A 25468-nucleotide genomic window follows, 5' to 3' on the forward strand; every position below is an offset into this window, starting at 1 on the left:
CTGGGTGACGAGCCTCGATGTGACCACAGAAGCGGAAGACTCGGGACCCAGCGGCTATGCGGCGGCCCGGCTGCGCCTCCTCCAGGAGAAGGCGCGGTCCGGGCCGCCGCGCCGTGCCGCCCTGGCCCGGCTGACCGACGACTGGCTCTCCGCCCTGTTCACCACGGCGGCGCACGGCATCGGCGTGCGCGGGGCCGCACTCGTCGCCGTCGGCGGCTACGGACGCGGTGAGCTCTCCCCGCGCAGCGACCTCGATCTGCTCCTGCTGCACGACGGCAGCGCCGACGCGGGAGCGATCGCCTCACTCGCCGACCGGATCTGGTACCCGGTGTGGGATCTCGGGCTTGCCCTGGACCACTCCGTACGGACCCCCGGCGAGGCCCGCAGGACCGCGGGCGACGACCTCAAGGTGCAGCTCGGGCTGCTCGACGCCCGCGGCGTCGCCGGAGACCTCGGCCTCGTCGCCGAGCTGCGCACCGCCGTCCTCGCCGACTGGCGCAACCAGGCGCCCAAGCGTCTCCCCGAGCTCGACGAGCTGTGCCGCGAGCGGGCCGAACGCCAGGGCGAGCTGCAGTTCCTGCTGGAGCCCGACCTCAAGGAAGCCCGCGGCGGACTGCGCGACGCCACCGCCCTGCGCGCCGTCGCCGCATCCTGGCTCGCCGATGCACCCCGCGAAGGGCTCGCCGACGCGCGACGCGCGCTCCTCGACACCCGCGACGCCCTCCACCTCACCACCGGGCGCGCCACCGACCGGCTCGCCCTCCAGGAGCAGGACCAGGTCGCCGAGGAGCTGGGCCTCCTCGACCCCGACGCGCTGCTGCGGCAGGTGTACGAGGCCGCGCGGACCGTCTCCTATGCATCGGACGTCACCTGGCGCGAGGTGAACCGGGTACTGAAGGCCCGGTCGGCACGCCCCAGGCTGCGCAGCATGCTGGGCGGCCGCCGGCCGGAGCCCGAGCGCACCCCGCTCGCCGAAGGCGTCGTCGACATGGACGGCGAGGTCGTCCTCGCCCGCACCGCCAAGCCGGAGCGCGACCCGGTGCTGCCGCTGCGGGCGGCCGCCGCCGCGGCCCAGTCCGGGCTGCCGCTCTCCCTGCACGCGGTACGCCACCTCGCCACGGCCGCCAAACCGCTCCCCGTACCCTGGCCGGCCGAGGCCCGCGAGGAGCTCGTCACCCTCCTCGGCGCCGGCGAGCCCACCGTCGCCGTATGGGAGGCCCTGGAGGCCGAAGGGCTGATCACCCGGCTGCTGCCGGACTGGGAGCGCGTGCGGTGCCGCCCGCAGCGCAACCCCGTCCACACCTGGACCGTCGATCGTCACCTCGTCGAGGCCGCCGTACGCGCCTCGGACCTGACCCGCCGTGTCGGCCGCCCCGACCTGCTCCTCATCGCCGCGCTGCTGCACGACATCGGCAAGGGCTGGCCGGGCGACCACTCGGTGGCGGGCGAGACCATCGCCCGTGATGTCGCCACCCGCATCGGATTCGACAAACACGACGTGGGCGTGATCGCCACGCTCGTACGCCACCATCTGCTGCTCATCGAGACGGCCACCCGGCGCGATCTGGACGACCCCGCCACCGTGCGCTCGGTCGCCGACATCGTGGGATCCCTGAGCACCCTGGAGCTGCTGCACGCGCTCACCGAGGCCGACGCCCTCGCGACCGGCCCCGCCGCCTGGTCCGCGTGGCGCGGCTCGCTCGTCACCGACCTGGTCAAGCGGGTCGCCGGGGTCCTCGCGGGGGAGGCCCCCGCCGAACCCGAGCCCGCGGCGCCCAGCGCCGAGCAGGAGCGGCTCGCCATCGAGGCACTGCGCACCGGCGGGCCCGTACTCGCCCTGCACGCCCAGGCGGAGACCCCGCAACCGGACGGCGAACCGGAACCCGTCGGCGTGGAGCTGCTCATCGCCCTGCCCGACCAGCCGGGCGTGCTGCCCGCGGTCGCCGGCGTCCTCGCCCTGCACAGGCTCACCGTCCGCGCCGCCGACCTGCGCGCCATCGAGCTGCCGAGCGAGGTGGGGCAGGGCGCCGTCCTCGTCCTGAACTGGCGGGTCGCGGCCGCGTACGGGTCCCTGCCACAGGCTGCCCGGCTCCGCGCCGACCTCGTACGCGCCCTCGACGGCTCCCTCGACGTCCCGGCCAGGCTGGCCGAGCGCGACGCGGCGTATCCGCGGCGGCGCGGGGTCACGGCACCGCCGCCCCGGGTCACGGTCGCCTCCGCGGCCTCCCACCTGGCCACGGTCATCGAGGTCCGCGCGCAGGACGCACCCGGGCTGCTCCACCGCATCGGACACGCCCTCGAATCGGCGGCGGTGCGGGTACGCAGTGCGCATGTGTCGACGCTCGGCGCGAATGCCGTGGATGCGTTCTACGTCACAGGCCCCGAGGGGGCGCCGCTGCCGTCCGAGGAGGCCGCTGACATGGCCCGTACGCTCGAAGCCGCACTGCGCGGATGACGGATCCCGGGCGGGCGGGTGGACAGGGGGCAGACCCCATCCCACACGTCCGGATACCCTTGGGGGACATCTGTCCGCCCGCCCCCGAGACCTGAGGATCCGCGACCACCGTGTTCGATACCCTCTCCGACCGCCTTGCAGCGACATTCAAGAACCTCCGGGGCAAGGGCCGCCTGTCCGAGGCGGACATCGACGCCACGGCGCGCGAGATCCGGATCGCGCTCCTCGAGGCGGACGTGGCGCTGCCCGTCGTCCGTTCCTTCATCAAGCAGGTCAAGGAGCGCGCGCTGGGCTCCGAGGTGTCCCAGGCGCTGAACCCGGCCCAGCAGGTCATCAAGATCGTCAACGAGGAGCTCATCGGCATCCTCGGCGGCGAGACCCGCCGCCTGCGGTTCGCCAAGCAGCCCCCGACCGTGATCATGCTCGCGGGTCTCCAGGGTGCCGGTAAGACGACCCTCGCCGGAAAGCTCGGTCTCTGGCTCAAGGGCCAGGGCCACTCGCCGCTGCTCGTCGCCGCGGACCTCCAGCGCCCGAACGCCGTCAACCAGCTCGCCGTCGTTGCCGAGCGCGCCGGCGTCGCGGTCTTCGCCCCGCAGCCGGGCAACGGTGTGGGCGACCCGGTCCAGGTCGCCAAGGAGTCGATCGACTACGCGAAGTCGAAGGTCCACGACATCGTCATCGTCGACACCGCCGGCCGCCTCGGTATCGACCAGGAGATGATGCAGCAGGCCGCGGACATCCGTGACGCGGTCAGCCCCGACGAGGTCCTCTTCGTCGTCGACGCGATGATCGGTCAGGACGCGGTCAACACCGCCGAGGCCTTCCGCGACGGCGTCGGCTTCGACGGCGTGGTGCTGGCCAAGCTGGACGGCGACGCCCGCGGTGGTGCCGCGCTCTCCATCGCGCACGTCACCGGCAAGCAGATCATGTTCGCCTCGAACGGCGAGAAGCTGGACGACTTCGACGCGTTCCACCCGGACCGCATGGCGTCCCGCATCCTCGGCATGGGCGACATGCTCTCGCTGATCGAGAAGGCCGAGCAGACCTTCAGCCAGGAAGAGGCCGCCAAGATGGCCTCCAAGCTGGCGAGCAGCAAGGGCAAGGACTTCACGCTCGACGACTTCCTGGCCCAGATGGAGCAGGTCAGGAAGATGGGCAGCATCAGCAAGCTGCTCGGCATGCTGCCCGGCATGGGCCAGATCAAGGACCAGATCAACAACATCGACGAGCGTGACGTGGACCGTATGGCCGCGATCATCAAGTCGATGACGCCCGGCGAGCGCCAGGACCCGACGATCATCAACGGCTCGCGCCGCGCCCGTGTCGCCAAGGGCTCCGGTGTCGACGTCAGCGCGGTCAAGGGCCTGGTCGAGCGCTTCTTCGAGGCCCGCAAGATGATGTCGCGGATGGCTCAGGGCGGCGGTATGCCGGGCATGCCGGGTATCCCCGGTATGGGCGGCGGCCCCGGCCGCCAGAAGAAGCAGCAGAAGCAGGCCAAGGGCAAGCGCAAGAGCGGCAACCCGATGAAGCGCAGGGCCGAGGAGCAGGCGGCCGCCGCCCGTCGTGAGCAGGCCGCTGCTCAGGGCGGCGCGTTCGGCCTCCCGGCGGGCGGCCAGGCCAAGGACTTCGAGCTCCCCGACGAGTTCAAGAAGTTCATGGGCTGACCTGCCAGGACCTGTCAGGACAGCACGTGAGGAGGGCCCCGCGGTCACGGACCGCGGGGCCCTCCGCCGTGTGCCGGCTCGCCGGGACGCCCGGCGGGCGAGCGGCCCGGCTGCGGTGCTGGGCGCCCCGGTGGCGGGGACCCGTGATCTGTGCGGTCATGGGCAGGAGATATGGCCTGACCAGCGGAGCACCGGAGCAGGAGGGCAGCGTGGCCAATCCCGTACCCCCGCGTGACCGCACCGACCAGCCCTGGCGCTCCGAGGGGGCTCCGCCGCCGAAGAAGAAGATGCCCGGCGGCTGGCCCGGACTGGTCCTTGCCGCGTTCGTCGTCTTTCTCGCCGCGTTCCTGGCGCTGTCGTACTTCGGGGAGAGCGAAGAGCCGACGGTCTCGTACACCGAGTTCAGCAAGCAGGTCACCGCGGGCAACGTCAGCAAGATCTACGCCAAGGGCGACGCGATCCAGGGCCAGCTGAAGAACGAGCAGCCCCTCCCGGACGGCAAGGGCGACTACACCAAGTTCACCACCCAGCGGCCCGCCTTCGCCGAGGACGATCTCTGGAAGCAGCTCACCCAGAAAGGCGTGACCGTGACGGCCGAGCCGGTCGTCGTCCAGCGCGGCTTTCTGGCCAATCTGCTGATCTCGCTCGCGCCGATCGCGCTGCTCGTCCTCCTGTGGGTGTTCATCGCACGACGGATGGGCGGGGGGATGGGCGCCGGGGCGCTCGGACGCAAGGCGCCGCCGAAACCGGTCGAGCTGATGGCGGGCAAGCGCACCACCTTCGAGGACGTGGCCGGGATCGACGAGGTCGAGGGCGAACTCAACGATGTCGTCGACTTCCTCAAGAACCCGCAGGCGTATCGCGACATGGGCGCCAGGATGCCCGGCGGTGTGCTGCTCGCGGGGCCGCCCGGCACGGGAAAGACCCTGCTCGCACGGGCCGTGGCGGGTGAGGCGGGGGTGCCGTTCTTCTCCGCGTCCGCCTCCGAGTTCATCGAGATGATCGTGGGTGTGGGCGCCTCGCGCGTACGGGAACTCTTCGCCGAGGCCCGCAAGGTCGCCCCGGCCATCGTCTTCATCGACGAGATCGACACCATCGGACGGGTCCGCGGCGGCGGCGCGGGCCTTGGCGGCCACGACGAGCGCGAGCAGACGCTCAATCAGATCCTCACCGAGATGGACGGCTTCACCGGTTCCGAAGGCGTCGTGGTGCTCGCTGCTACGAACCGCGCCGATGTCCTCGACCCCGCGCTCACCCGGCCGGGGCGCTTCGACCGCATCGTGCAGGTCAGCCCGCCCGACCGGGGCGGGCGCGAGGCGATCCTCAGGATCCACACCCGGGGGATCCCGCTCGCCAAGACCGTCGACCTCGCCCAAGTGGCTCGTACGACACCGGGAATGACCGGTGCCGAACTCGCCAACCTCGCCAACGAGGCCGCGCTGCTCGCCGTGAAACGGCAGCAGCGCGAGGTCAGCCAGAGCGATCTCTCCGAGGCCCTGGAGAAGGTCCAGCTCGGTGCGGAACGGCCGCTCGTGATGCCCGCGGAGGAGCGCCGCAGGACCGCATACCACGAGAGCGGCCACGCCCTCCTCGGCATGCTCCAGCCGGGTGCCGACCCCGTCCGCAAGATCACGATCGTGCCGCGCGGGCGGGCGCTGGGTGTCACCCTCTCCACCCCGGAGGCCGACCGGTACGCGTACACGGAGGAATACCTGCGCGGCCGCATCACCGGCGCGCTCGGCGGGATGGCGGCCGAGCACGTCGTCTTCGGCATCGTCACCACCGGATCGGAGAGCGATCTCGAGCAGGCCACGCGGCTGGTCCGGGGCATGGTCGGCCGCTGGGGCATGAGCGAACGCGTCGGCCGGCTCACCGCGATCCCGGCCGACGGGCAGGAGCCGTACGGGCTCGTCGCCGCCCCGGCGACGCTGGACGTGGTGGACCACGAGATGCGCCGGATCGTCGACGAGTGCTACGAGAGCGCCTGCAGCCTGCTGCGCGACAACCGCGACCGCCTGGACGCGCTCGCGGAGGCGCTGCTGGCCAACGAGACGCTGGAGGAGGCCGAGGCGTACCGCGCGGCGGGCATCCCGCGCATCACGAAGAACTCCTCCGACGACTGACCGGCCCGTCCGGCGACCGAGGCACCGGCCACCCGGCGAACCGGTCAGGCTTCGCGGGCCGCCCGCCCGGCCCGCCCGGGCCGGGCATCGCCTACGGCGTACGCGCGATCAGGTATCGGAAGACGTTCGGCATCCAGACCGTCCCGTCGGCCCGCACATGCGCGTGCAGCGCCTCCGTGACCTCCTTCTCCACCTGCGCCTGGTCCGTCGCCCGTACCGCCGCGTCGAACAGCCCCGTCGACATCAGCCCCCGCACCGCGCTCTCCAGGTCCGCGTAGCCGAAGGGGCACGCCACCCGCCCGGAGCCGTCCGGCTTCAGCCCTGCCCGGGTCGCCACGTCCTCCAGGTCGTCCCGCCGCGTCGGGCGCCAGCCGCCGCCCCCGCGCAGCCGCTCGGTGAGCCGGCTCGCGACCCGCAGCACCGCCGAGGTCGCGCACCGCTCCGGCGGGCCCCAGCCCGCCAGCACGACCGGGCTGCCGCGCTCGGCGAGCGGAACCGCCGCCTCCAGAGCGGGTACGAGCCCTTCGGAGTCGCCCGCCGTACACCCGATCGGCTGAAAAACCGTGATCACGTCGAACCGGGGAAGCGCGGGATCGCCCGCCTCCTCCGGGCCGCCCTCCACCAGCCGCGCCTTTGCCTCGCCGGACCGCTCGGGCTCCGGCGCGAGCAGCCGCTCGCGGGCCAGCGCGAGCCGCGACCGGTCGGTGTCGACTCCCGTGACGCGCGCCCCGCGCGTCACGGCCATCAGCAGGGCGAGGCCCGAGCCGCAGTCGAGTCCCAGCAGCCGGGAGCCCTTGCCGACCTCCAGGTGCTCGTACACCGCCTCGTAGAGGGGCACCAGCATCCGCTCCTGGATCTCCGCCCAGTCGCGGGCGCGCGCCGCGGGATCCGCCGGTGTGGCGGCCGTACGCGGGTGGTGCCGGACGAGCGTAGGTGTCATCGAAAAGCGCCCCAATCCGCCGAGAGGTCAGCAGTGCCTTGAATGACAGCCCCCCGTGTACGTGCGCTCTTGCTCCCCCCGTATGCCAGAGAACTCCGCATCCGTCCGTACGTCCAGGGGTCGCGCCGCAAAGCCTGACGTGCCCCGGTCGTGCGCCCCCGCGCCCGGAACGATTCCCCATCCAGGGTGCAGCCGCCGTACGATTCCCGCCATGGCAAAGGCACCCGTTCTCACGCCCAGGGCCGAGGACTTCCCCCGCTGGTACCAGGACCTGATCAACAAGGCCGAGCTCGCCGACAACGGCCCGGTGCGCGGCACGATGGTGATCCGACCGTACGGGTACGGGCTCTGGGAACGGATGCAGCAGGAGATGGACGCCCGCATCAAGGAAGCCGGGGCGTCCAACGCGTACTTCCCCCTCTTCATCCCGCAGTCCTACCTGACGAAGGAAGCCGAGCACGTCGAGGGCTTCGCGCCCGAACTCGCGGTCGTCACGCACGGCGGGGGCAAGGAGCTGGAGGAGCCGGTCGTCGTCCGCCCCACCTCCGAGACGATCATCAACGACTACTTCTCGAAGTGGATCCAGAGCTACCGCGACCTGCCGCTGCTCATCAACCAGTGGGCGAACGTGGTCCGCTGGGAGATGCGCCCCCGGGTCTTCCTGCGCACCACCGAGTTCCTCTGGCAGGAGGGCCACACCGCCCACGCCACGTACGAGGAGGCCCGGGACTATGCCGCCCACATCCACCGCGAGGTCTACGCCGACTTCATGGTGAACGTCCTCGGCATCGATGTGGTGCTCGGCCGCAAGACCGCCAGGGAGCGCTTCGCCGGCGCCATCAACACCCTCACGCTCGAAGCCATGATGGGCGACGGCAAGGCCCTCCAGATGGGCACGAGCCATGAGCTCGGCACGAACTTCTCCAAGGCCTTCAACACCACGTACCTGTCGAAGGAGGGCAAGCAGGAGCTGGCCTGGCAGACCTCCTGGGGCTCCTCCACGCGGATGGTCGGCGGCCTGATCATGTCCCACGGCGACGACAGCGGACTGCGGGTCCCGCCCCGGCTGGCGCCCGTCCAGGCCGTCGTCCTCGCCATCAAGGGCGACGAAGCCGTGCTGGCGAAGGTGCGCGAGATCGGCGACCGGCTGAAGGCCACCGGCATCCGGGTCCAGATCGACGACCGCACCGACACCCCCTTCGGCCGCCGCGCCGTGGACTGGGAGCTCAAGGGCGTGCCGGTACGGATCGAGGTCGGCCCGCGCGATCTGGAGGGCGGCACGGCGATGCTGGCCCGCCGGATCCCCGGCGGCAAGGAGCCCGTCGCCATCGACGCGCTCACCGGGCTGCTGCCGAAGATCCTCGAGGACGACCAGGCGCTGCTTCTGCGCCAATCGCGTGAACGCCGCGAGTCCCGTACGGCCGACGTGACCACGATCGAGGAGGCCGCCGAGGCCGCGGTCGCGGGCGGCTGGGCGCGTATCCCGTGGGCGACGCTCGGCACCGAGGGCGAGGCCCTGCTCGCCGATCAGGCCGTGTCCGTACGGTGTCTGGTGGCCGAGGACGGGTCGGTGCCGGAGGCCGATGACGCCCCGGGTACGCTCGCGATCGTCGCGCGCGCCTACTGACGCCCAGGCGCCCGGACGCCCTGACACCGGGCGCCGGGGGCGCCTCCGGGCGCCCCTGAGCCCCCGACGGTCATCCGTGCTCCGGCGCGCGGAGCCCGGCTACGCGCCGGGTCGTACGCGCCGCTACGTACCACCTTGGTGTGAGCTGTGAGGCTTCTCCGCAGATCAGCGCACCCGCCCTCGTCGGGACGCATCAATGGCAACTGACGGGTACGTGCAAATTATTTGGGATGCCCCGGAATGGAACCCGCGGGCCGCCAGGCTCGTTATCACGACGTGAGCACGACACCACCTGTTCTCGCCGCAGAGCTGGCACAGGCGTGGGCCGATATTCAGCGGCACCACCCCGAGCTGCCGGATCTTGCCGCGCCAGAGTCCCTGATCGGAGAGTCCTCGTCCGCCTGCGGCCACGAGCTCTCCTTCGAACGACTGCTCCATGAGGCAGTCCACGGCATCGCCGCCGCCCGAGGGGTCCGCGACACCTCCCGCGCCGGCCGCTACCACAACCGCCGGTTCCTGGCGATCGCCGAGGAGATGGGCCTGGACCACCCCGAGGAGCCGCACCCGAGCAGCGGTTTCTCGCTGGTCACGCTCAATCCCGAGGCGAAGCGGCGGTATCGCCCGACGATCGAGAGGCTGCAGCGTGCCCTCGCCGCGCACTCGGTCGCGACGGCCTCCGACACCAAGCGGACCTTCCGGGGTCCGGCCGCCCGGCACGGCTCGTCCGGCGGCGGTGTGCGGGTGAAGGCGGTCTGCGACTGCGGCCGCAACGTCAGAGTGGTGCCGTCGGTCCTCGCCCAGGCGCCGATCGTCTGCGGCGGCTGCGGCAAGCCGTTCCGTATCCCGGAAGCGGTGGCCGCGGCCAGTTGAGACGGACGTTCCCCGAGCCGCGGGAGCGGGCGCCGGGCCATGGCCGGGAGGTCGGCCGGACTCGGGTCTTTCGCACGGGATCCGTGTGGCACAATGGCTAGCTGTACTCGACAGTCGCACAGGACCCCTCTCTCCTCCGGCTGACGCGTCCATCGGGCCATCGGGTCCGCAACCCCACGCGGCATCTCGTTGTGCCCAACCACGTCAAAACCAGGAGATTCCACTCCCGTGGCAGTCAAGATCAAGCTGAAGCGTCTCGGCAAGATTCGCCAGCCCCACTACCGCATCGTCGTCGCCGACTCCCGTACCCGCCGTGACGGCCGGGCCATCGAGGAGATCGGTCTGTACCACCCGACGTACAACCCGTCGCGCATCGAGGTCGACTCGGAGCGTGCGCAGTACTGGCTGTCCGTCGGCGCCCAGCCGACCGAGCCGGTTCTCGCCATCCTGAAGCTCACCGGTGACTGGCAGAAGCACAAGGGCCTGCCGGCCCCGGAGAAGCCGCTGCTGCAGCCGGAGACGAAGGAAGACAAGCGCGCCTCCTTCGACGCCTTCGCGAAGACGCTCGAGGGTGACGACGCCAAGGGTGAGGCCATCACCCCGAAGGCGAAGAAGACCGAGAAGAAGGCGGACGAGGCCGAGGCCGCTCCCGCCGAGTCGACCGAGGCCTGAGCATGCTCGAGGAGGCTCTCGAGCACCTCGTGAAGGGCATCGTCGACAACCCTGACGATGTGCAGGTCGCCTCGCGCAATCTGCGTCGCGGGCGTGTGCTGGAGGTCCGGGTGCACCCCGACGATCTCGGTAAGGTGATCGGCCGCAACGGCCGCACCGCACGCGCCCTGCGCACCGTCGTGGGCGCCATCGGTGGCCGTGGCATCCGCGTCGACCTCGTCGACGTGGACCAGGTCTGACTTTGCGGCTGAACCGCCACCGCTCTCGCGGAGGCGGTCGCCCGCCGTCATGGTTTCTCAATTGATGGCTGAAGTATCGGGGCCGGAGGTGGTGGATACCGCCTCCGGCCCCTGCCTTTCACGGAGCAGGAGCAACGCGTGCAGCTGGTAGTCGGACGGATCGGCCGTGCCCATGGCATCAAGGGTGAGGTCACCGTCGAGGTCCGCACGGACGAGCCGGAACTGCGGCTCGCCCCCGGAGCCGTACTGGCCACCGACCCGGCATCCGCCGGACCGCTGACCATCGAGACCGGTCGGGTACACAGCGGGAGGCTGCTGCTCCGCTTCGCGGGCGTACGGGACCGCAACGGAGCCGAGGCCCTGCGCAACGTCCTGCTCATCGCCGACGTCGACCCGGACGAGCTGCCGGAAGAGCCCGACGAGTACTACGACCACCAGCTGATGGACCTGGACGTGGTGCTCGCCGACGGCACGGAGATCGGCCGGATCACCGAGATCTCGCATCTGCCCTCGCAGGACCTGTTCATCGTGGAGCGGCCCGACGGCAGCGAGGTGATGATCCCGTTCGTCGAGGAGATCGTCACCGAGATCGATCTGAAGGAACAGAAGGCCGTTATCGACCCTCCGCCCGGGCTCATCGACGACCGCGCGGAGATCGCCTCCTCCCGCGACGAGGACGGGTCCTGATGCGGCTCGACGTCGTCACGATCTTCCCCGAGTACCTGGAGCCGCTGAACGTCTCGCTCGTCGGCAAGGCGCGGGCGCGCGGCCGGCTCGACGTGCACGTACACGACCTGCGGCACTGGACGTACGACCGGCACAGCACCGTCGACGACACTCCGTACGGCGGCGGCCCCGGCATGGTCATGAAGACCGAGCCCTGGGGCGACGCACTCGACCAGGCGCTCGCCGACGGCTACGAGGCCGGGGCGCACGGTCCCGTGATGGTCGTCCCCACGCCCAGCGGCCGGCCCTTCACCCAGGAGCTCGCCGTCGAGCTGTCCGAGCGACCGTGGCTGATCTTCACCCCGGCCCGGTACGAGGGCATCGACCGGCGTGTCATGGACGAGTACGCCACCCGGATACCCGTCTACGAGGTCTCCATCGGGGACTACGTCCTGGCCGGCGGCGAGGCGGCCGTACTGGTCATCACGGAGGCGGTCGCACGGCTGCTGCCGGGCGTCCTCGGGAACGCCGAGTCGCACCGTGACGACTCCTTTGCGCCCGGCGCCATGGCGAACCTCCTGGAGGGCCCCGTCTACACCAAGCCCCCTCAGTGGCGCGGACGGGGCATCCCGGACGTCCTGCTCAGCGGGCACCACGGGAAGATCGCGCGCTGGCGGCGGGACGAGGCGTTCCGCCGTACGGCCGAGAACCGGCCCGATCTCATCGAGCGCTGCGACCCGTCGGACTTCGACAAGAAGGACCGCGAGATCCTCTCCATCCTGGGCTGGGCACCGTCGCCCGACGGTCGATTTTGGCGCAGGCCACAGGCCGTGGAAGAATAGGCCGCTGCCGTGCGTCCGGCGTGCGCCCCTGCCACAGGGGGACACGACGCCCGCTCCGACGATGCGGCCCCTGAAACCTCATCTCTCTACCGCTGATGACCTGTGGCATCGGCGAAGAAAGCAGACGAACATGTCGCACGTGCTCGACTCCGTCAACGCCGCCTCGCTGCGGACCGACCTCCCCGCGTTCCGTCCCGGTGACACCGTGAACGTCCACGTTCGCGTCATCGAGGGCAACCGCTCCCGTATCCAGCAGTTCAAGGGCGTCGTCATCCGCCGCCAGGGCTCCGGTGTCAGCGAGACCTTCACGGTCCGCAAGGTCTCCTTCTCCGTCGGCGTCGAGCGCACCTTCCCGGTGCACAGCCCGATCTTCGAGAAGATCGAGCTCGTCACCCGCGGTGACGTCCGTCGCGCCAAGCTGTACTACCTGCGTGAGCTGCGCGGCAAGGCCGCGAAGATCAAGGAGAAGCGCGAGAGCTGAGCCACGGCTCACACCCGCGCGAGGCTGCGGCCTCATACGGTTCTTATGGCGGCCGGATAGCATCTGGCCCCGATGGACACCGAAGCACAGCACACGGAGCGTGGCCGCTCCTCCGCACCAGGGACCCAAGCGTCCGAGGCGGGGGAGGGGCCGCGCTCCGCGCGCGTTCCCGGCGTCGCGACCGGGCTGACGGCCGGGCTCTCGCTGCGGCGGGCCGGTCTGCTCGGGGTCGGCTGCGGCGTCGTCCTGCTGCTGCTCAGCCACTTCGTGGTGCAGCCCTTCCTGATCCCCAGCACCTCGATGGAGCCGGCCCTGGAGGTCGGAGACCGGGTACTGGTGAACAAGCTGGCGTACCGTTTCGGTTCCGAGCCCCGGCGCGGGGACGTGGTCGTCTTCGACGGCACCGGATCATTCGTCCGGGAAGCGCCGGAGGAGAACGCGGTCGCCGGGCTGATGCGGGGCGCGGCCGCTGCGCTGGGCCTGGCCGAGCCCGCCGAGACCGATTTCGTGAAGCGCGTCGTCGGCGTCGGCGGCGACCGGGTCGTGTGCTGCGACAAGGAGGGAAGACTCGAGGTGAACGGCGTACCGGTCGAAGAGCGTTACGTCTACTTCGGCGATGCCCCGTCCCGGGTGCCCTTCGACATCGTCGTACCGCAAGGCACCCTGTTCGTCATGGGCGACCACCGCAGCAAGTCCCGCGACTCCCGGGACCACCTCGGCGAGCCCGGCGGCGGGATGGTGCCCCTCGAGAAGGTGATCGGCCGGGCGGACTGGATCGGCTGGCCGGTCGGCCGCTGGTCCTCCCTGGAGCAGACCGGCACCTTCGGCCGCGTACCCGAACCCGGCGGCCGGCATGGGTAACCGCGGACGGCGCGCGAGTCACCGGGCCGACACACGGCTGCCCACCGGGACCCGCCCCACCGACGGCGCGCGGACTCTCCCGGGGCGCGCGGAGCGGCGCAAGCTGGCGCGCAAGGTGAAGCGTCGGCGGCAGCGCTCCGCGGTCAAGGAGATACCGCTCCTCATAACCGTGGCGCTGCTGATCGCGCTGGTACTCAAGACCTTCCTGGTCCAGGCGTTCGTGATCCCGTCCGGATCGATGGAACAGACGATCAAGATCGACGACCGGGTGCTGGTGGACAAGCTGACGCCATGGTTCGGCTCGAAGCCGGAGCGTGGCGACGTCGTCGTCTTCAAGGACCCGGGCGGCTGGCTGCGGCAGGAGCAGGCGCCCAAGCAGGACGATCCGGTCGTCGTCAAGCAGGTCAAGCAGGGACTGACCTTCATCGGACTGCTGCCGTCCGACGACGAGCAGGATCTGATCAAGCGCGTGATCGCGGTCGGCGGGGACACCGTCAAGTGCTGCGACGCGAACGGCAAAGTCACCGTCAACGGCGTGCCGTTGAACGAGCCGTATCTGCACCCCGGAAACGAGCCTTCCAAAATCAGGTTCGAGGTGAAGGTACCGGCCGGGCGGCTCTTCGTGATGGGGGACCACCGGTCCAACTCGGCCGACTCGCGCTTCCACCTCCAGGAGGCGTTCCGCGGCACGGTGTCGGAGGGGGAGGTCGTCGGCCGTGCGGTCTTCATCGCGTGGCCGTTCGACCACTGGAGCAAGCTGGAACAGCGGGAGACGTACGCGTCGGTCCCCGATGCGCGTGCCGGGGCGACCACGGCACAGGCCCCGTCGCATAGTGTGTCCTCCCGGGATCCCAATGGAATGATCCTGCTCCCGAGCCCTGCGGAACTCCCGCTCGTTATGGGAGTAATGGGCCTGCGTCTCGTTCGGCGCGGGTGGTCGCACGGAGTGAGGAGTGGATGTGGGGGATTTGGCGGTCGGCGCACGATCCGGACGCGACGAGCCGGAGGAGCGGCCCGAGCGGCTCATGGAGCGTTCCCCCGGTCCCGGCGGCTCCGGAGGCTTCGGCGGCCACGGTGGCCACAGTGGCTTCGGCGAGGCTTTCCGGAAGGCTGACGGCGGTCCTGGAGGGCAGGGCCCCGCGGACCACGACCCCACGTCGGGTGGCGGTGCTTCCGGCGGCGGTTCCGACGACGACTTCGGGGACGACGACGAGTCGGCCGACGGCGGTGCGGCGCAAAGGCACCGGTCGTTCTGGAAGGAACTGCCGCTGCTGATCGGTATCGCCCTTCTTCTCGCGCTCCTGATCAAGACCTTCCTGGTGCAGGCCTTCTCGATCCCGTCGGACTCGATGATGAACACCCTGCAACGGGGCGACCGGGTGCTGGTCGACAAGCTGACGCCATGGTTCGGCGCGGAGCCCGAGCGCGGCGAGGTCGTCGTCTTCCACGACCCGGGCGGCTGGCTGGAGACTGCGCAGACCCCCGAACCGAACGCGGTGCAGAAGTTCCTCAGCTTCATCGGCCTCATGCCGTCCGCCGAGGAGAAGGACCTCATCAAGCGGGTCATCGCGGTCGGCGGCGACACCGTCGAGTGCAAGCAGGGCGGAAAGGTCAAGGTCAACGGCAAGGAGCTGGACGAGACGTCGTACATCAACCCCGGCAGCACTCCCTGCGACGACGAGCCGTTCGGGCCGATCAAGGTGCCCGAGGGCCGGATCTGGGTCATGGGCGACAACCGGCAGAACTCGCTGGACTCCCGCTACCACCAGGAACTCCCGGGCAACGGCACCGTCTCGGTCGACGACGTCGTCGGCCGGGCGGTCGTGGTGGCCTGGCCGCCCGGCCGCTGGTCCACGCTTCCCGTGCCCAGCACCTTCGACCAGCCCGGTCTCGGTGCCGCGGCCTCGGCTGCTGCCGCTGTGGCGCCCGGTGCGCTCGGGCTTGCGGGTGCGGTGCCGATCGTCGTGCTGCGCAGGAGGAGGCTGGTCGCGGCTGCCGCGACGGCCGTCCCGACCGCAGGGGCAGCCGTCGGGACGAGCGCCGGAGGGACCGAGGAGCGGACCGCCGGGTAACCGGTGAGGGCTGACCCGCGGGTAGAGCGGCGGGTAGGGTGCGGCTCAGATCAGCGATCGTCGATCTCCGAGGTGGGGAGCGCTGGAATGAGCGGAACAGGACGTACGGAAGGCGGCCGCGGCCGTCTCGGCAGCGCGCTGTCGGGGCTGGCCGTGGCCGTCGGCTGTGTGCTCTTCCTCGGAGGCTTCGTCTGGGGAGCCGTCGAGTACCAGCCGTACACAGTGCCGACCGACTCCATGTCGCCGACCGTCGAAGCGGGCGACCGGGTGCTGGCGCAGCGCATCGACGGGTCCCAGGTGCGGCGCGGTGATGTCGTGGTCTTCACCGACAAGGTGTGGGGCGACATGCCGATGGTGAAGCGGGTCGTCGCGATCGGCGGTGACAAGATCGCGTGCTGCGACGCGGACGGTCGGATGACCATCAACGGCAAGGCGGTCGAAGAACCGTATCTGCGGAGCAAGGGCCCAGCCTCGCCGACAGCGTTCAACGCCACCGTGCCCGAAGAGCAGCTCTTCCTCCTCGGCGACGAGCGCATGGGCTCCCTGGACTCCCGGGTCCATCTGCGGGACCCGGGACAGGGCTCGGTGCCGCGGACGGCCGTGAGCGCCCGGCTGGACGCCGTGGCGTGGCCGCTGGGCGGCCCGGTGGAGCGGCCGGAGGGCTTCGCTGCGCTGCCGGGCGGAGTGTCGCAGCCGGGGCCGGTGAAGCTGGTCGCCGGGTCCGTGCTGGTCGGTGTCGTGCTGATTCTTGGCGGTGCGGCGTACGGGCCCGTCGCGGCGGTGCTCGGGCGGCGCAGGGCGCCCGGGGCGCGGGGCCGGGTGACGGCGGATGCGTGAGGTGCCGCGGCGGGAACCGGTCGCAGACACCGTTGAGGCTGTTGAGGTCGTTGACAGCGTTGAGACCGTTGAGACCTTTGAGAGCCCTGAGACCGTTGAGCGCCTGTCTGCGAAGGAGCTGCGGAAGGTCGCGCGGGTGATCCTGCTCGATCCGGAGGACCGCATTCTGCTGATCCACGGATACGAACCGGACGATCCCGACGACACCTGGTGGTTCACGCCGGGCGGCGGGATCGAGGGCGGCGAGACCCGCGAGGAGGCCGCGCTGCGCGAGCTCGCCGAGGAGACCGGAATCACAGATGTCGAGCTGGGGCCGGTGGTCTGGCAGCGCGTCTGCTCCTTCCCCTTCGACGGGCGGCGCTGGGACCAGGACGAGTGGTATTACCTGGCACGAACGGGACAGACCGCGACCAGCCTCGGCGGACTGACCGGGCTTGAGCAGCGCAGCGTCGCCGGCCTGAGGTGGTGGACCTCCGCGGAACTGTCGGCGGCGCGTGAGACGGTGTACCCGACCAGACTCGCCGAGCTGCTGCGCACGCTGCTCGACGACGGTCCTCCGAGTACGCCGGTGGTCCTGGCCCCAGAAATCGCCTAGGGGCACGGGAGGCTGGCGCACAATGGGGGGACGCACGGCTGAAGGGGAACATGCCATGAGCGCCGAGGACCTCGAGAAGTACGAGACCGAGATGGAGCTGAAGCTCTACCGGGAGTACCGCGACGTCGTCGGTCTGTTCAAATACGTGATCGAGACCGAGCGTCGCTTCTATCTCACCAATGACTACGAGATGCAGGTGCACTCGGTCCAGGGTGAGGTTTTCTTCGAAGTCTCGATGGCGGACGCCTGGGTCTGGGACATGTACAGGCCGGCCAGGTTCGTCAAGCAGGTCCGGGTGCTCACGTTCAAGGACGTGAACATCGAGGAGCTGAACAAGAGCGACCTCGAACTTCCGGGTGGCTGAGTTATCCACATCGGACGGGTTGTCCACCAAGATCCACAAGCTGGGGTGTGACGCGTCAGAGTCGGTGCCGGAGGTGGTGCCGAGATGAACGCGACGGGGGCACTGGGGCGGTACGGCGAGGAGCTGGCGGCCCGCCGGCTCACCGAAGCCGGAATGGCCGTGCTGGCACGGAACTGGCGGTGTGGACGGGTCGGTGAGATCGACATCGTCGCCCGGGACGGCGATGCGGTGGTCGTCTGCGAGGTGAAGACCCGCAGGGGCGCCCCGCCGGGCACAGGGGCCTTCGAGCATCCGATGGCCGCGGTCACGCCCGCCAAGGCGGACCGGCTCAGACGGCTGGCCGCGTGCTGGCTGGAGCGCCACGGCGGACCTCCGCCGGGCGGAGTGCGGATCGATCTCATCGGGGTGGTCGTGCCCCCGAGAGGCGCGCCTCGCGTGGAGCACGCGCGGGGGGTGGCCTGATGGGATTCGCGCGTGCGTGCTCGGTGGCGCTGGTCGGCGTCGAAGGCGTGGTGGTCGAGGTCCAGGCCGACCTGGAGCCGGGCGTCGCGACCTTCGCCCTCGTGGGACTGCCCGACAAGAGCCTGGTGGAGAGCCGGGACAGGGTCAGGGCGGCCGTGGCCAACTCCGACGCCGAATGGCCGCAGAAGAAACTCACGGTGGGGCTCAGCCCGGCCTCTGTGCCCAAGGGAGGAAGCGGATTCGACCTCGCCGTCGCCTGCGCCGTACTCGGCGCGGCGGAGCGCATCGATCCGAGGGCGATCGCCGATCTGGTGCTCATCGGGGAGCTGGGGCTCGACGGCAGGGTGCGGCCGGTGCGCGGGGTGCTGCCCGCGGTCCTCGCGGCTGCCGAGGCCGGCTACCGGCAGGTGGTCGTCCCCGAGCAGACGGCGGGGGAGGCCTCGCTGGTGCCGGGCGTCTCCGTCCTCGGCGTGCGCAGCCTGCGCCAGCTGATCGCCGTGCTGAACGACGAGCCGGTGCCCGAGGAAGAGCCGGACGGCGAGGGCCGGCCGGACGCCATGCTCGCCGGGCTCCTCGTGCCGGGAGCCGGGGTCGGCACAGGGCTCGCGCCCGGCGCGGCAGCCGGTGACGGGCACAGCCAGTGGCCGGACCTCGCGGACGTGGCAGGGCAGCACGCCGCGCGCACCGCCCTGGAGGTCGCGGCGGCCGGAGCCCACCATCTGCTGCTGCAGGGCCCGCCGGGCGCGGGCAAGACGATGCTGGCGGAGCGGCTGCCCGGGGTGCTGCCGCCGCTGACCCGGCAGGAGTCCCTCGAAGTCACCGGGGTCCACTCGGTCGCGGGCATCCTGCCGCCCGGCGAGCCCCTGGTGCGTACGCCGCCGTACTGCGCCCCCCATCACTCGGCGACGATGCAGTCCCTCGTCGGCGGCGGCCAGGGGCTGCCGAGGCCCGGAGCGGTGTCGCTGGCCCACCGTGGAGTGCTCTTTCTGGACGAGGCCCCGGAATTCTCCGCCAAGGCACTGGACGCGCTGCGCCAGCCGCTGGAGTCCGGGCATGTGATCGTGGCGCGGAGCGCAGGAGTGGTGCGGCTGCCCGCCCGGTTTCTGATGGTCCTGGCGGCGAACCCGTGCCCGTGCGGGCGGCACACTCTGCACGGCGCCGGGTGCGATTGCCCGTCCTCGGTGATCCGGCGCTACCAGGCACGGTTGTCCGGGCCGCTGCTCGACCGGGTCGACCTGCGCGTGGAGGTGGAGCCGGTCAGCCGCTCCGATCTGCTGGGGCAGGGCGGACGAGGGGAGACCACGGAGACCGTCGCCGACCGGGTCCGCGAGGCCAGGGCCAGGGCCGCGGCCCGCCTGGACGGCACCCCGTGGAGCGTCAACAGCGAGGTGCCCGGCCATGAGCTCCGCACCCGCTGGCAGGCCGCCCCGGGCGCGCTGGCCGCCGCCGAGCGGGACATGGAGCGGGGCCTGCTCACCGCGCGGGGCATGGATCGCGTCCTCCGCGTCGCCTGGACGATCGCCGATCTCGCCGGCCGCGACCGCCCCGCCAACCACGACGTCGCCCTCGCCCTGCAACTGCGCACCGGCATCTCGAGGGGCGCCCCGGCGGTGGTCGGAGCGGCACCATGACCGGCGGGAACGTGACCGGCGGCGGGACCGTGGGCACCGGTGGGCCCGGAGCCTTGTCCGGGCGACCGGGCAGTGCGGTGGCGCATCGGGCGGCGGAGGGTCGCGTCGGGGCGTGGGGCGACTGTCCGTGCCGGTGCCTGGACGGCGGGAAGAGCGAGGGCCCCGCATGACCGCCACGGGCGTCAACAACGAGGAGCGGCTGGCGCGAGCCGCGTTGACCCGGGTCGTCGAACCGGGTGACGAACACGGTGGGCGGTGGCTGCGCGAGCACGGCGCAGTGGAGCTCATGGCGCGACTCACCGCACCCAGGCTCCCCGAAGGCACGCTGCCCGGCGCGGGGGAGCGGCGCATCGATGGCTACCGGATACGGGCCGCGGCGGCCCGCCCGGATCGCGATCTCGAGACGGTGGCGGCGGTCGGCGGGCGCTTTTTGTGCCCCGGCGACCCGGAGTGGCCGCGGCAGCTCGACGACCTCGGAGACGCGAGACCCATCGGGCTCTGGGTCCGGGGCGGCCCGGACCTGCGGATATGGGCGTTGCGGTCGGTCGCCGTGGTGGGTGCCCGGGCTTGCACGCCGTACGGCGCCCATATGGCGACGAGCCTCGGCTCCGGGCTCGCCGAGCGCGGCTGGGTCGTCGTCTCCGGCGCCGCGCACGGCGTCGACGGCGCCGCCCACCGAGGCGCCCTGGCCGCCGGCGGCGCGACCGTCGCGGTGCTCGCCTGCGGGGTCGATGTCGTCTACCCCCGCTCCCACGCCGAGTTGATCGGCCGTATCGCGGAACAGGGTCTGGTGATCGGCGAGTTGGCGCCGGGCAGCCATCCGACACGCATTCGGTTCGTCCTGCGTAACCGCGTGATCGCCGCTCTCACCAGGGGCACCGTCGTGGTGGAGGCCGAATACCGCAGCGGCTCGCTGGTCACCGCACGGGCCGCGCAGCGCCTCGGCCGCTTCACGATGGGCGTTCCGGGGCCGGTGACCAGCGGACTCTCGGCAGGAGTGCATGAACTCCTACGGGGTGAGGCCGTCCTCGTCACCGACGCCGACGAAGTCGCGGAGCTGGTCGGCGACATCGGCGATCTCGCCCCGGAGCGCCGCGGCCCGGTGCTGCCGCGGGACCTCCTCGGACCCGCCGAGTCACAGGTTCTTGAGGTGCTCCCGGCCCATGGCGTCCTCGACGGGCGTGACATCGCCCGCCGAGCCGGGGTCACGGCCGACGAGGCACTCGGCAGGCTGTACGAACTGCATGCGCTGGGGTTCGTCGAACGGCACGGTGACGGCTGGCAGTTGGTCAGGTCCGCGATACCTCCGTCGAACGCCCGGCGAGGCGGTGCTTGACCTGGCGCATTCGGGTGAAAAGGTGATGCCGAAGACCTTCGCGGCTCCCCCGGCGACGCCCAGAGGGCCGACGCACACGGCGTCGGCCCTCGTTCGAAGGTGTGGCCGACAGGCTGTACCGCACAGGCGCCATCCGCTGGTCTTCGCGCACCGCAACAGTCCAGTCACGCTACGCTCACCAGGTTCCCCACCCAGCCATCCGACCGGAAACCCGTCCCCTCACACCCCACCCCACAGCAGAACGGCTCAAGGCAACGCATGCCCCAGCACACCTCCGGGTCTGACCGCGCGGCAGTGCCCCCAGCTGCACGTGGCGCCGTGCGGCCGCCCGCGCCCTCGTCACTCGACGAGTTGTGGCGGTCGTACAAGGCCACGGGCGACGGGCGGCTGCGGGAGCAGCTGATCCTGCACTACTCGCCCCTGGTGAAGTACGTGGCGGGGCGGGTGAGCGTGGGGCTGCCGTCCAACGTCGAGCAGGCGGACTTCGTCTCGTCCGGGGTGTTCGGGCTCATCGACGCCATCGAGAAGTTCGACATCGAGCGGTCGATCAAGTTCGAGACGTACGCGATCACCCGCATCCGGGGCGCCATGATCGACGAACTCCGGGCGCTGGACTGGATCCCCCGATCCGTGCGGCAGAAGGCACGCGCCGTCGAGCGCGCCTACGCCACGCTGGAGGCGCAGCTGCGGCGCACGCCGTCCGAGAGCGAGGTCGCCGCGGAGATGGGCATCGGGCTGGAGGAACTGCACGCAGTCTTCAGCCAGTTGTCCCTGGCGAACGTGGTGGCCCTGGAGGAGCTGCTGCACGTCGGCGGGGAGGGCGGCGACCGGCTCAGCCTGATGGACACGCTGGAGGACACCGCCGCGGACGATCCGGTGGAGGTCGCCGAGGACCGGGAGCTGCGGCGGCTCCTCGCCCGCGCGATCAACACACTCCCCGACCGTGAGAAGACGGTCGTCACGCTCTACTACTACGAGGGCCTCACCCTCGCCGAGATCGGCAACGTCCTCGGGGTCACGGAGAGCAGGGTCAGCCAGATCCATACGAAGTCGGTGCTGCAGCTCAGGGCGAAGCTGGCGGACGTCGGCCGGTGACCCATGGCCCGGGGTGCCCAATCGTCCCGTGCCCGTCCACTGTCGGCGCAGCGCCCGTAAAGTGGATCCGTGCCCAGGATTCGAGCGGCCTCCGTGGCCGAGCACCGGACCATGCAGCGCGGCGCCCTGCTGGATGCCGCGCGTTCCCTGTTGTCCGAAGGCGGTACGGAAGCGCTGACCTTCCCCGCCCTCGCCGAGCGCACGGGCCTCGCCAGGTCCTCCGTGTACGAGTACTTCCGCTCGCGTGCCGCTGTCGTCGAAGAGCTGTGTGCCGTCGACTTCCCGGTCTGGGCCGCAGAGGTGGAAGACGCGATGGAGCGGGCCGCGACGCCCGAGGGCAAGGTCGAGGCCTATGTCCGCCGACAGCTCGACCTCGTCGGCGACCGGCGCCACCGGGCCGTCGTCACGATCTCCGCGAGCGAGCTGGACGCCGGCGCCCGCGAGAAGATCCGCGCGGCGCACGGCGGCCTCGTCGCGATGATCGTCGAGGCCCTCGGAGAGCTTGGCCACCAGCAGCCTCGCCTCGCCGCGATGCTCGTCCAAGGCGTCGTCGACGCCGCTGTCCGCCGCATCGAACTGGGCGCGGCCGAGGACCCCTCCGACATCGCCGAGGCCGCGGTGTCGATGGCGCTCCGGGGCGTCTGCGGCGAGTGACCCCACCGGGGTCACTCGCGTAGGGGCGAATCCGCCGCCCCGCCGTCGGACGCCGAGGGCGGATCCGCGCCACTACCGTCCTTCTGGCCGCGTCGCCCACGACCCCGGTCGTCGCGCTCGCCCGTGCGCCTACGCACCCGGTGGAACCAGACCGCTGCCACGGCCAATGCCAACGCCTGGACCGGTTCCGCCCCCGCCCCCGCCTCCGCCTCCGCGGCCACGGCCTCGACCCCCTGCGCCGGCCCTGGTTCCGATTCCGACTCCGACTCCGCCACCGGCACCGGCACCGGCACCCCGAAGACCGGGAGCAGCCGGGACAGGCCCCGGCGCAGCTGTGAGGGCGGCAGCAGCGACAGTGGATCGAGGTACGCGTCCCCGCGGCGAAGCCCCCAGTGCAAACAGCCCTGCGGACAGTGCGACGGGCCCTCCGGCACGACGGCCACCACCTGCCCCGCGGCCACCTCGGTGCCCGGGCGGACCAGCGGGCGCACCGGCTCGTACGTCGTGCGCAAAGGAGGGTCGCCCGTACCCGACAGGGTGATGGACAGGACCCCTCGCCCGGCGACCGCCCCCGCGAACGACACCCGGCCCGCCGCGGCCGCCCGTACCTCTGTGCCCGGCGGCGCCGCCAGGTCCACGCCGCGGTGCCCTCGCCCGTACGGCGTCGCCGGCGGCTCCCAGCCCCGGACCACCGCAGGCCGCGGCGGCCCCACCGGCCATGTGCCTGCCCACGCCGCCCCTCCCCCGAGCAGCACCAGCAACGCCGTCCCCACGGCCACCGCCACCACGGTCACCGTCGCGACACGTACGCATTTCACGACACGTTTCATGGCACAGGACCGTCCCGCACCACCGCCCCATCCCGCTGATCATGGTCCGGATCTGTGGACAACCGGCCGGTTGTGGACAGCGCCGTCACCCGGCACTGCGCCGGTCCCGTACACTTCTTCTGGCGATCCGGGTCACCGGGTCGACTTCGCACGCCCCGCCACCAGCCTCAACCTCGGTCGGTGGCCGCGCCCCTCGGTCCCTTGTGGCACGGCGCGTCGGGGCGTCAGGACACAACCGAGAACTCAAGGAGATACGGCCATGGCCGTCGTCACGATGCGGGAGCTGCTGGAGAGCGGCGTCCACTTCGGTCACCAGACCCGTCGCTGGAACCCGAAGATGAAGCGGTTCATCTTCACCGAGCGCAACGGCATCTACATCATCGACCTGCTCCAGTCGCTGTCGTACATCGACCGCGCCTACGAGTTCGTCAAGGAGACCGTCGCCCACGGCGGCTCCATCATGTTCGTCGGCACCAAGAAGCAGGCGCAGGAAGCCATCGCCGAGCAGGCGACCCGCGTCGGCATGCCCTACGTCAACCAGCGCTGGCTCGGCGGCATGCTCACCAACTTCTCCACCGTCTACAAGCGCCTTCAGCGTCTGAAGGAGCTCGAGGCGATCGACTTCGAGGACGTGGCCGCCTCCGGCCTCACCAAGAAGGAGCTCCTGGTCCTCTCCCGCGAGAAGACCAAGCTGGAGAAGACCCTCGGTGGTATCCGCGAGATGCAGAAGGTGCCGAGCGCCGTCTGGATCGTCGACACCAAGAAGGAGCACATCGCCGTCGGTGAGGCGCGCAAGCTCCACATCCCGGTCGTCGCGATCCTCGACACCAACTGCGACCCCGACGAGGTCGACTACAAGATCCCGGGCAACGACGACGCGATCCGCTCCGTCACGCTGCTCACCCGCGTGATCGCCGACGCCGTCGCCGAGGGCCTCATCGCCCGCTCCGGCGTCGCCACCGGTGACTCGAAGCCGGGCGACAAGGCCGCGGGCGAGCCGCTGGCCGAGTGGGAGCGCGACCTGCTCGAGGGCGAGAAGAAGGCCGACGAGACCCCGGCCGCCGAGGCCGAGAAGCCGGCCGAGGCTGCTGCCGAGGCCCCGGCCGAGGCTCCGGCTGCGGACGCCGAGCAGGCCTGACACTCCAGGTTCGGAAGTTGACGGCGGGGGCCCATGAAGCCCCCGCCGTCGGCCCGTAGATCGTTCGACCTTCGACTTCAGAGAGATTCACAGACATGGCGAACTACACCGCCGCTGACGTTAAGAAGCTCCGCGAGCTCACCGGCGCGGGCATGATGGACTGCAAGAAGGCGCTCGACGAGGCCGAGGGCAACGTCGACAAGGCCGTCGAGGCTCTGCGTATCAAGGGCCAGAAGGGTGTGGCCAAGCGCGAGGGCCGCTCCGCCGAGAACGGCGCCGTCGTCTCCCTGATCGCCGACGACAACACCTCCGGTGTCATCCTCGAGCTGAAGTGCGAGACGGACTTCGTCGCCAAGGGTGAGAAGTTCCAGGCCGTCGCCAACGCTCTGGCCACCCACGTCGCCGAGACGAACCCGGCGGACGTCGAGGCGCTGCTCGCCTCCGAGATCGAGCCCGGCAAGACCGTCCAGGCGTACGTGGACGAGGCCAACGCCAACCTCGGCGAGAAGATCGTCCTGGACCGCTTCGCGCAGTTCTCCGGCGCCTACGTCACGGCGTACATGCACCGCACCATGCCCGACCTGCCCCCGCAGATCGGTGTTCTCGTCGAGCTCGACAAGGAGAACGCCGAGATCGCCAAGGGCGTCGCGCAGCACATCGCCGCCTTCGCGCCGAAGTACCTCTCCCGTGAGGACGTCCCGGCCGAGGTCGTCGAGTCGGAGCGTCGCGTCGCCGAGGAGACCACGCGCGCCGAGGGCAAGCCCGAGGCCGCCCTCCCCAAGATCGTCGAGGGCCGCGTCAACGGCTTCTTCAAGGAGGCCACCCTCCTTGGCCAGCCCTACGCGCTCGACAACAAGAAGTCCGTCCAGCAGATCCTGGACGAGGCCGGTGTCACCCTGAAGCGCTTCTCGCGCATCAAGGTCGGCATCTGAGCCGGTACGCGATCGACACGGGAGCCCGCTAGGGTTTCCCAGCAGTCGTCGGCCGCGTAGACGTCGGACGACCGCAGATCAG

The 25468-nt window shown here is 71.1% G+C and carries 25 protein-coding genes; 23 read left to right on the forward strand and 2 right to left on the reverse strand.

The features are described 5' to 3' along the window. Nucleotides 1–4: 4 nt before the first annotated feature. The 3 genes from ACWCXB_RS12510 to ftsH all read left to right on the forward strand — a co-directional run bounded on the left by ACWCXB_RS12510 (nucleotide 5) and on the right by ftsH (nucleotide 6242). Complete coding sequence (locus tag ACWCXB_RS12510; RefSeq protein WP_450721870.1) at nucleotides 5–2455, forward strand: [protein-PII] uridylyltransferase; 2451 nt, start codon at nucleotides 5–7, stop codon at nucleotides 2453–2455. Between the two features lie 110 nt (nucleotides 2456–2565). Then, a complete protein-coding gene (gene ffh, locus ACWCXB_RS12515; protein ID WP_450721872.1) occupies nucleotides 2566–4119 on the forward strand; it encodes a signal recognition particle protein in 1554 nt (517 codons plus the stop codon). 209 nt (nucleotides 4120–4328) lie between these two features. Further along, nucleotides 4329–6242: an ATP-dependent zinc metalloprotease FtsH gene (ftsH, locus tag ACWCXB_RS12520; RefSeq protein WP_450721874.1), complete on the forward strand. Its 1914-nt coding sequence runs from the start codon at nucleotides 4329–4331 to the stop codon at nucleotides 6240–6242. 91 nt (nucleotides 6243–6333) lie between these two features. On the opposite strand, the gene ACWCXB_RS12525 is transcribed toward ftsH, so the two are convergent. Next, nucleotides 6334–7182, reverse strand: a complete 849-nt coding sequence (locus ACWCXB_RS12525; protein WP_450721876.1) for an SAM-dependent methyltransferase — start codon at nucleotides 7180–7182, stop codon at nucleotides 6334–6336. A 211-nt stretch (nucleotides 7183–7393) separates the two neighbouring features. Here ACWCXB_RS12525 and proS point away from each other — a divergent pair, with 211 nt between their 5' ends. The 18 genes from proS to ACWCXB_RS12615 all read left to right on the forward strand — a co-directional run bounded on the left by proS (nucleotide 7394) and on the right by ACWCXB_RS12615 (nucleotide 22486). After that, nucleotides 7394–8809: a proline--tRNA ligase gene (gene proS / locus ACWCXB_RS12530; RefSeq protein WP_450721878.1), complete on the forward strand. Its 1416-nt coding sequence runs from the start codon at nucleotides 7394–7396 to the stop codon at nucleotides 8807–8809. Nucleotides 8810–9049: 240 nt separating this feature from the next. Continuing rightward, nucleotides 9050–9679, forward strand: a complete 630-nt coding sequence (locus tag ACWCXB_RS12535) for a hypothetical protein (RefSeq protein ID WP_450721880.1) — start codon at nucleotides 9050–9052, stop codon at nucleotides 9677–9679. Nucleotides 9680–9907: 228 nt separating this feature from the next. Then, complete coding sequence (gene rpsP / locus ACWCXB_RS12540) at nucleotides 9908–10351, forward strand: 30S ribosomal protein S16 (RefSeq protein WP_450721882.1); 444 nt, start codon at nucleotides 9908–9910, stop codon at nucleotides 10349–10351. A 2-nt stretch (nucleotides 10352–10353) separates the two neighbouring features. After that, entirely contained in the window at nucleotides 10354–10590 is a 237-nt protein-coding gene (locus tag ACWCXB_RS12545; protein WP_040247777.1) for an RNA-binding protein, read from the forward strand. Nucleotides 10591–10728: 138 nt separating this feature from the next. Further along, nucleotides 10729–11277: a ribosome maturation factor RimM gene (rimM, locus tag ACWCXB_RS12550; RefSeq protein WP_450721884.1), complete on the forward strand. Its 549-nt coding sequence runs from the start codon at nucleotides 10729–10731 to the stop codon at nucleotides 11275–11277. Continuing rightward, a complete protein-coding gene (gene trmD, locus ACWCXB_RS12555) occupies nucleotides 11277–12098 on the forward strand; it encodes a tRNA (guanosine(37)-N1)-methyltransferase TrmD (protein ID WP_450721886.1) in 822 nt (273 codons plus the stop codon). The genes rimM and trmD overlap by 1 nt, the downstream gene beginning before the upstream one ends. A 130-nt stretch (nucleotides 12099–12228) precedes the next feature. Further along, entirely contained in the window at nucleotides 12229–12579 is a 351-nt protein-coding gene (rplS, locus tag ACWCXB_RS12560) for a 50S ribosomal protein L19 (protein WP_450721888.1), read from the forward strand. 72 nt (nucleotides 12580–12651) lie between these two features. After that, entirely contained in the window at nucleotides 12652–13440 is a 789-nt protein-coding gene (gene lepB, locus ACWCXB_RS12565) for a signal peptidase I (RefSeq protein WP_450721890.1), read from the forward strand. Continuing rightward, the gene (gene lepB, locus ACWCXB_RS12570; protein ID WP_450721892.1) at nucleotides 13433–14554 is read left to right on the forward strand and encodes a signal peptidase I; all 1122 of its coding nucleotides are present in this window, start codon (nucleotides 13433–13435) and stop codon (nucleotides 14552–14554) included. The genes lepB (ACWCXB_RS12565) and lepB (ACWCXB_RS12570) overlap by 8 nt, the downstream gene beginning before the upstream one ends. Continuing rightward, nucleotides 14466–15512 (forward strand): signal peptidase I, encoded by a 1047-nt coding sequence (lepB, locus tag ACWCXB_RS12575; RefSeq protein ID WP_450721894.1) that lies wholly within the window; start codon nucleotides 14466–14468, stop codon nucleotides 15510–15512. Before lepB (ACWCXB_RS12570) ends, lepB (ACWCXB_RS12575) begins: the two co-directional genes overlap by 89 nt. Before the next feature lie 87 nt (nucleotides 15513–15599). Further along, nucleotides 15600–16349, forward strand: a complete 750-nt coding sequence (lepB, locus tag ACWCXB_RS12580) for a signal peptidase I (RefSeq protein ID WP_450721896.1) — start codon at nucleotides 15600–15602, stop codon at nucleotides 16347–16349. Continuing rightward, nucleotides 16342–16944, forward strand: coding sequence for an NUDIX hydrolase (locus ACWCXB_RS12585; protein ID WP_450721898.1), 603 nt, complete (start codon nucleotides 16342–16344; stop codon nucleotides 16942–16944). The genes lepB (ACWCXB_RS12580) and ACWCXB_RS12585 overlap by 8 nt, the downstream gene beginning before the upstream one ends. A gap of 55 nt (nucleotides 16945–16999) precedes the next feature. After that, nucleotides 17000–17308 (forward strand): DUF2469 domain-containing protein, encoded by a 309-nt coding sequence (locus tag ACWCXB_RS12590; RefSeq protein WP_003965949.1) that lies wholly within the window; start codon nucleotides 17000–17002, stop codon nucleotides 17306–17308. An 84-nt stretch (nucleotides 17309–17392) separates the two neighbouring features. Then, entirely contained in the window at nucleotides 17393–17770 is a 378-nt protein-coding gene (locus tag ACWCXB_RS12595) for a YraN family protein (protein WP_450721900.1), read from the forward strand. Then, nucleotides 17770–19401: a YifB family Mg chelatase-like AAA ATPase gene (locus ACWCXB_RS12600; RefSeq protein WP_450721902.1), complete on the forward strand. Its 1632-nt coding sequence runs from the start codon at nucleotides 17770–17772 to the stop codon at nucleotides 19399–19401. Before ACWCXB_RS12595 ends, ACWCXB_RS12600 begins: the two co-directional genes overlap by 1 nt. Nucleotides 19402–19567: 166 nt before the next feature. Next, complete coding sequence (gene dprA / locus ACWCXB_RS12605) at nucleotides 19568–20737, forward strand: DNA-processing protein DprA (protein WP_450721904.1); 1170 nt, start codon at nucleotides 19568–19570, stop codon at nucleotides 20735–20737. Nucleotides 20738–20995: 258 nt separating this feature from the next. After that, nucleotides 20996–21832, forward strand: a complete 837-nt coding sequence (gene whiG / locus ACWCXB_RS12610) for an RNA polymerase sigma factor WhiG (RefSeq protein ID WP_450721906.1) — start codon at nucleotides 20996–20998, stop codon at nucleotides 21830–21832. A gap of 93 nt (nucleotides 21833–21925) precedes the next feature. Then, nucleotides 21926–22486: a TetR/AcrR family transcriptional regulator gene (locus ACWCXB_RS12615; RefSeq protein WP_450722090.1), complete on the forward strand. Its 561-nt coding sequence runs from the start codon at nucleotides 21926–21928 to the stop codon at nucleotides 22484–22486. An 11-nt stretch (nucleotides 22487–22497) separates the two neighbouring features. On the opposite strand, the gene ACWCXB_RS12620 is transcribed toward ACWCXB_RS12615, so the two are convergent. Next, nucleotides 22498–23316 carry a M23 family metallopeptidase gene (locus tag ACWCXB_RS12620; protein WP_450721908.1) on the reverse strand — a complete coding sequence of 273 codons (819 nt, stop codon included), beginning with the start codon at nucleotides 23314–23316 and terminating at the stop codon, nucleotides 22498–22500. 259 nt (nucleotides 23317–23575) lie between these two features. Between ACWCXB_RS12620 and rpsB the strand changes: the two genes are divergently transcribed. Both rpsB and tsf read left to right on the forward strand, forming a co-directional pair. Then, complete coding sequence (rpsB, locus tag ACWCXB_RS12625) at nucleotides 23576–24454, forward strand: 30S ribosomal protein S2 (RefSeq protein ID WP_450721910.1); 879 nt, start codon at nucleotides 23576–23578, stop codon at nucleotides 24452–24454. A gap of 95 nt (nucleotides 24455–24549) precedes the next feature. Then, nucleotides 24550–25386, forward strand: coding sequence for a translation elongation factor Ts (gene tsf / locus ACWCXB_RS12630; RefSeq protein WP_450721912.1), 837 nt, complete (start codon nucleotides 24550–24552; stop codon nucleotides 25384–25386). The last annotated feature ends 82 nt before the right edge of the window (nucleotides 25387–25468 follow it).

The organism is Streptomyces sp. NPDC001514 (assembly GCF_053597075.1).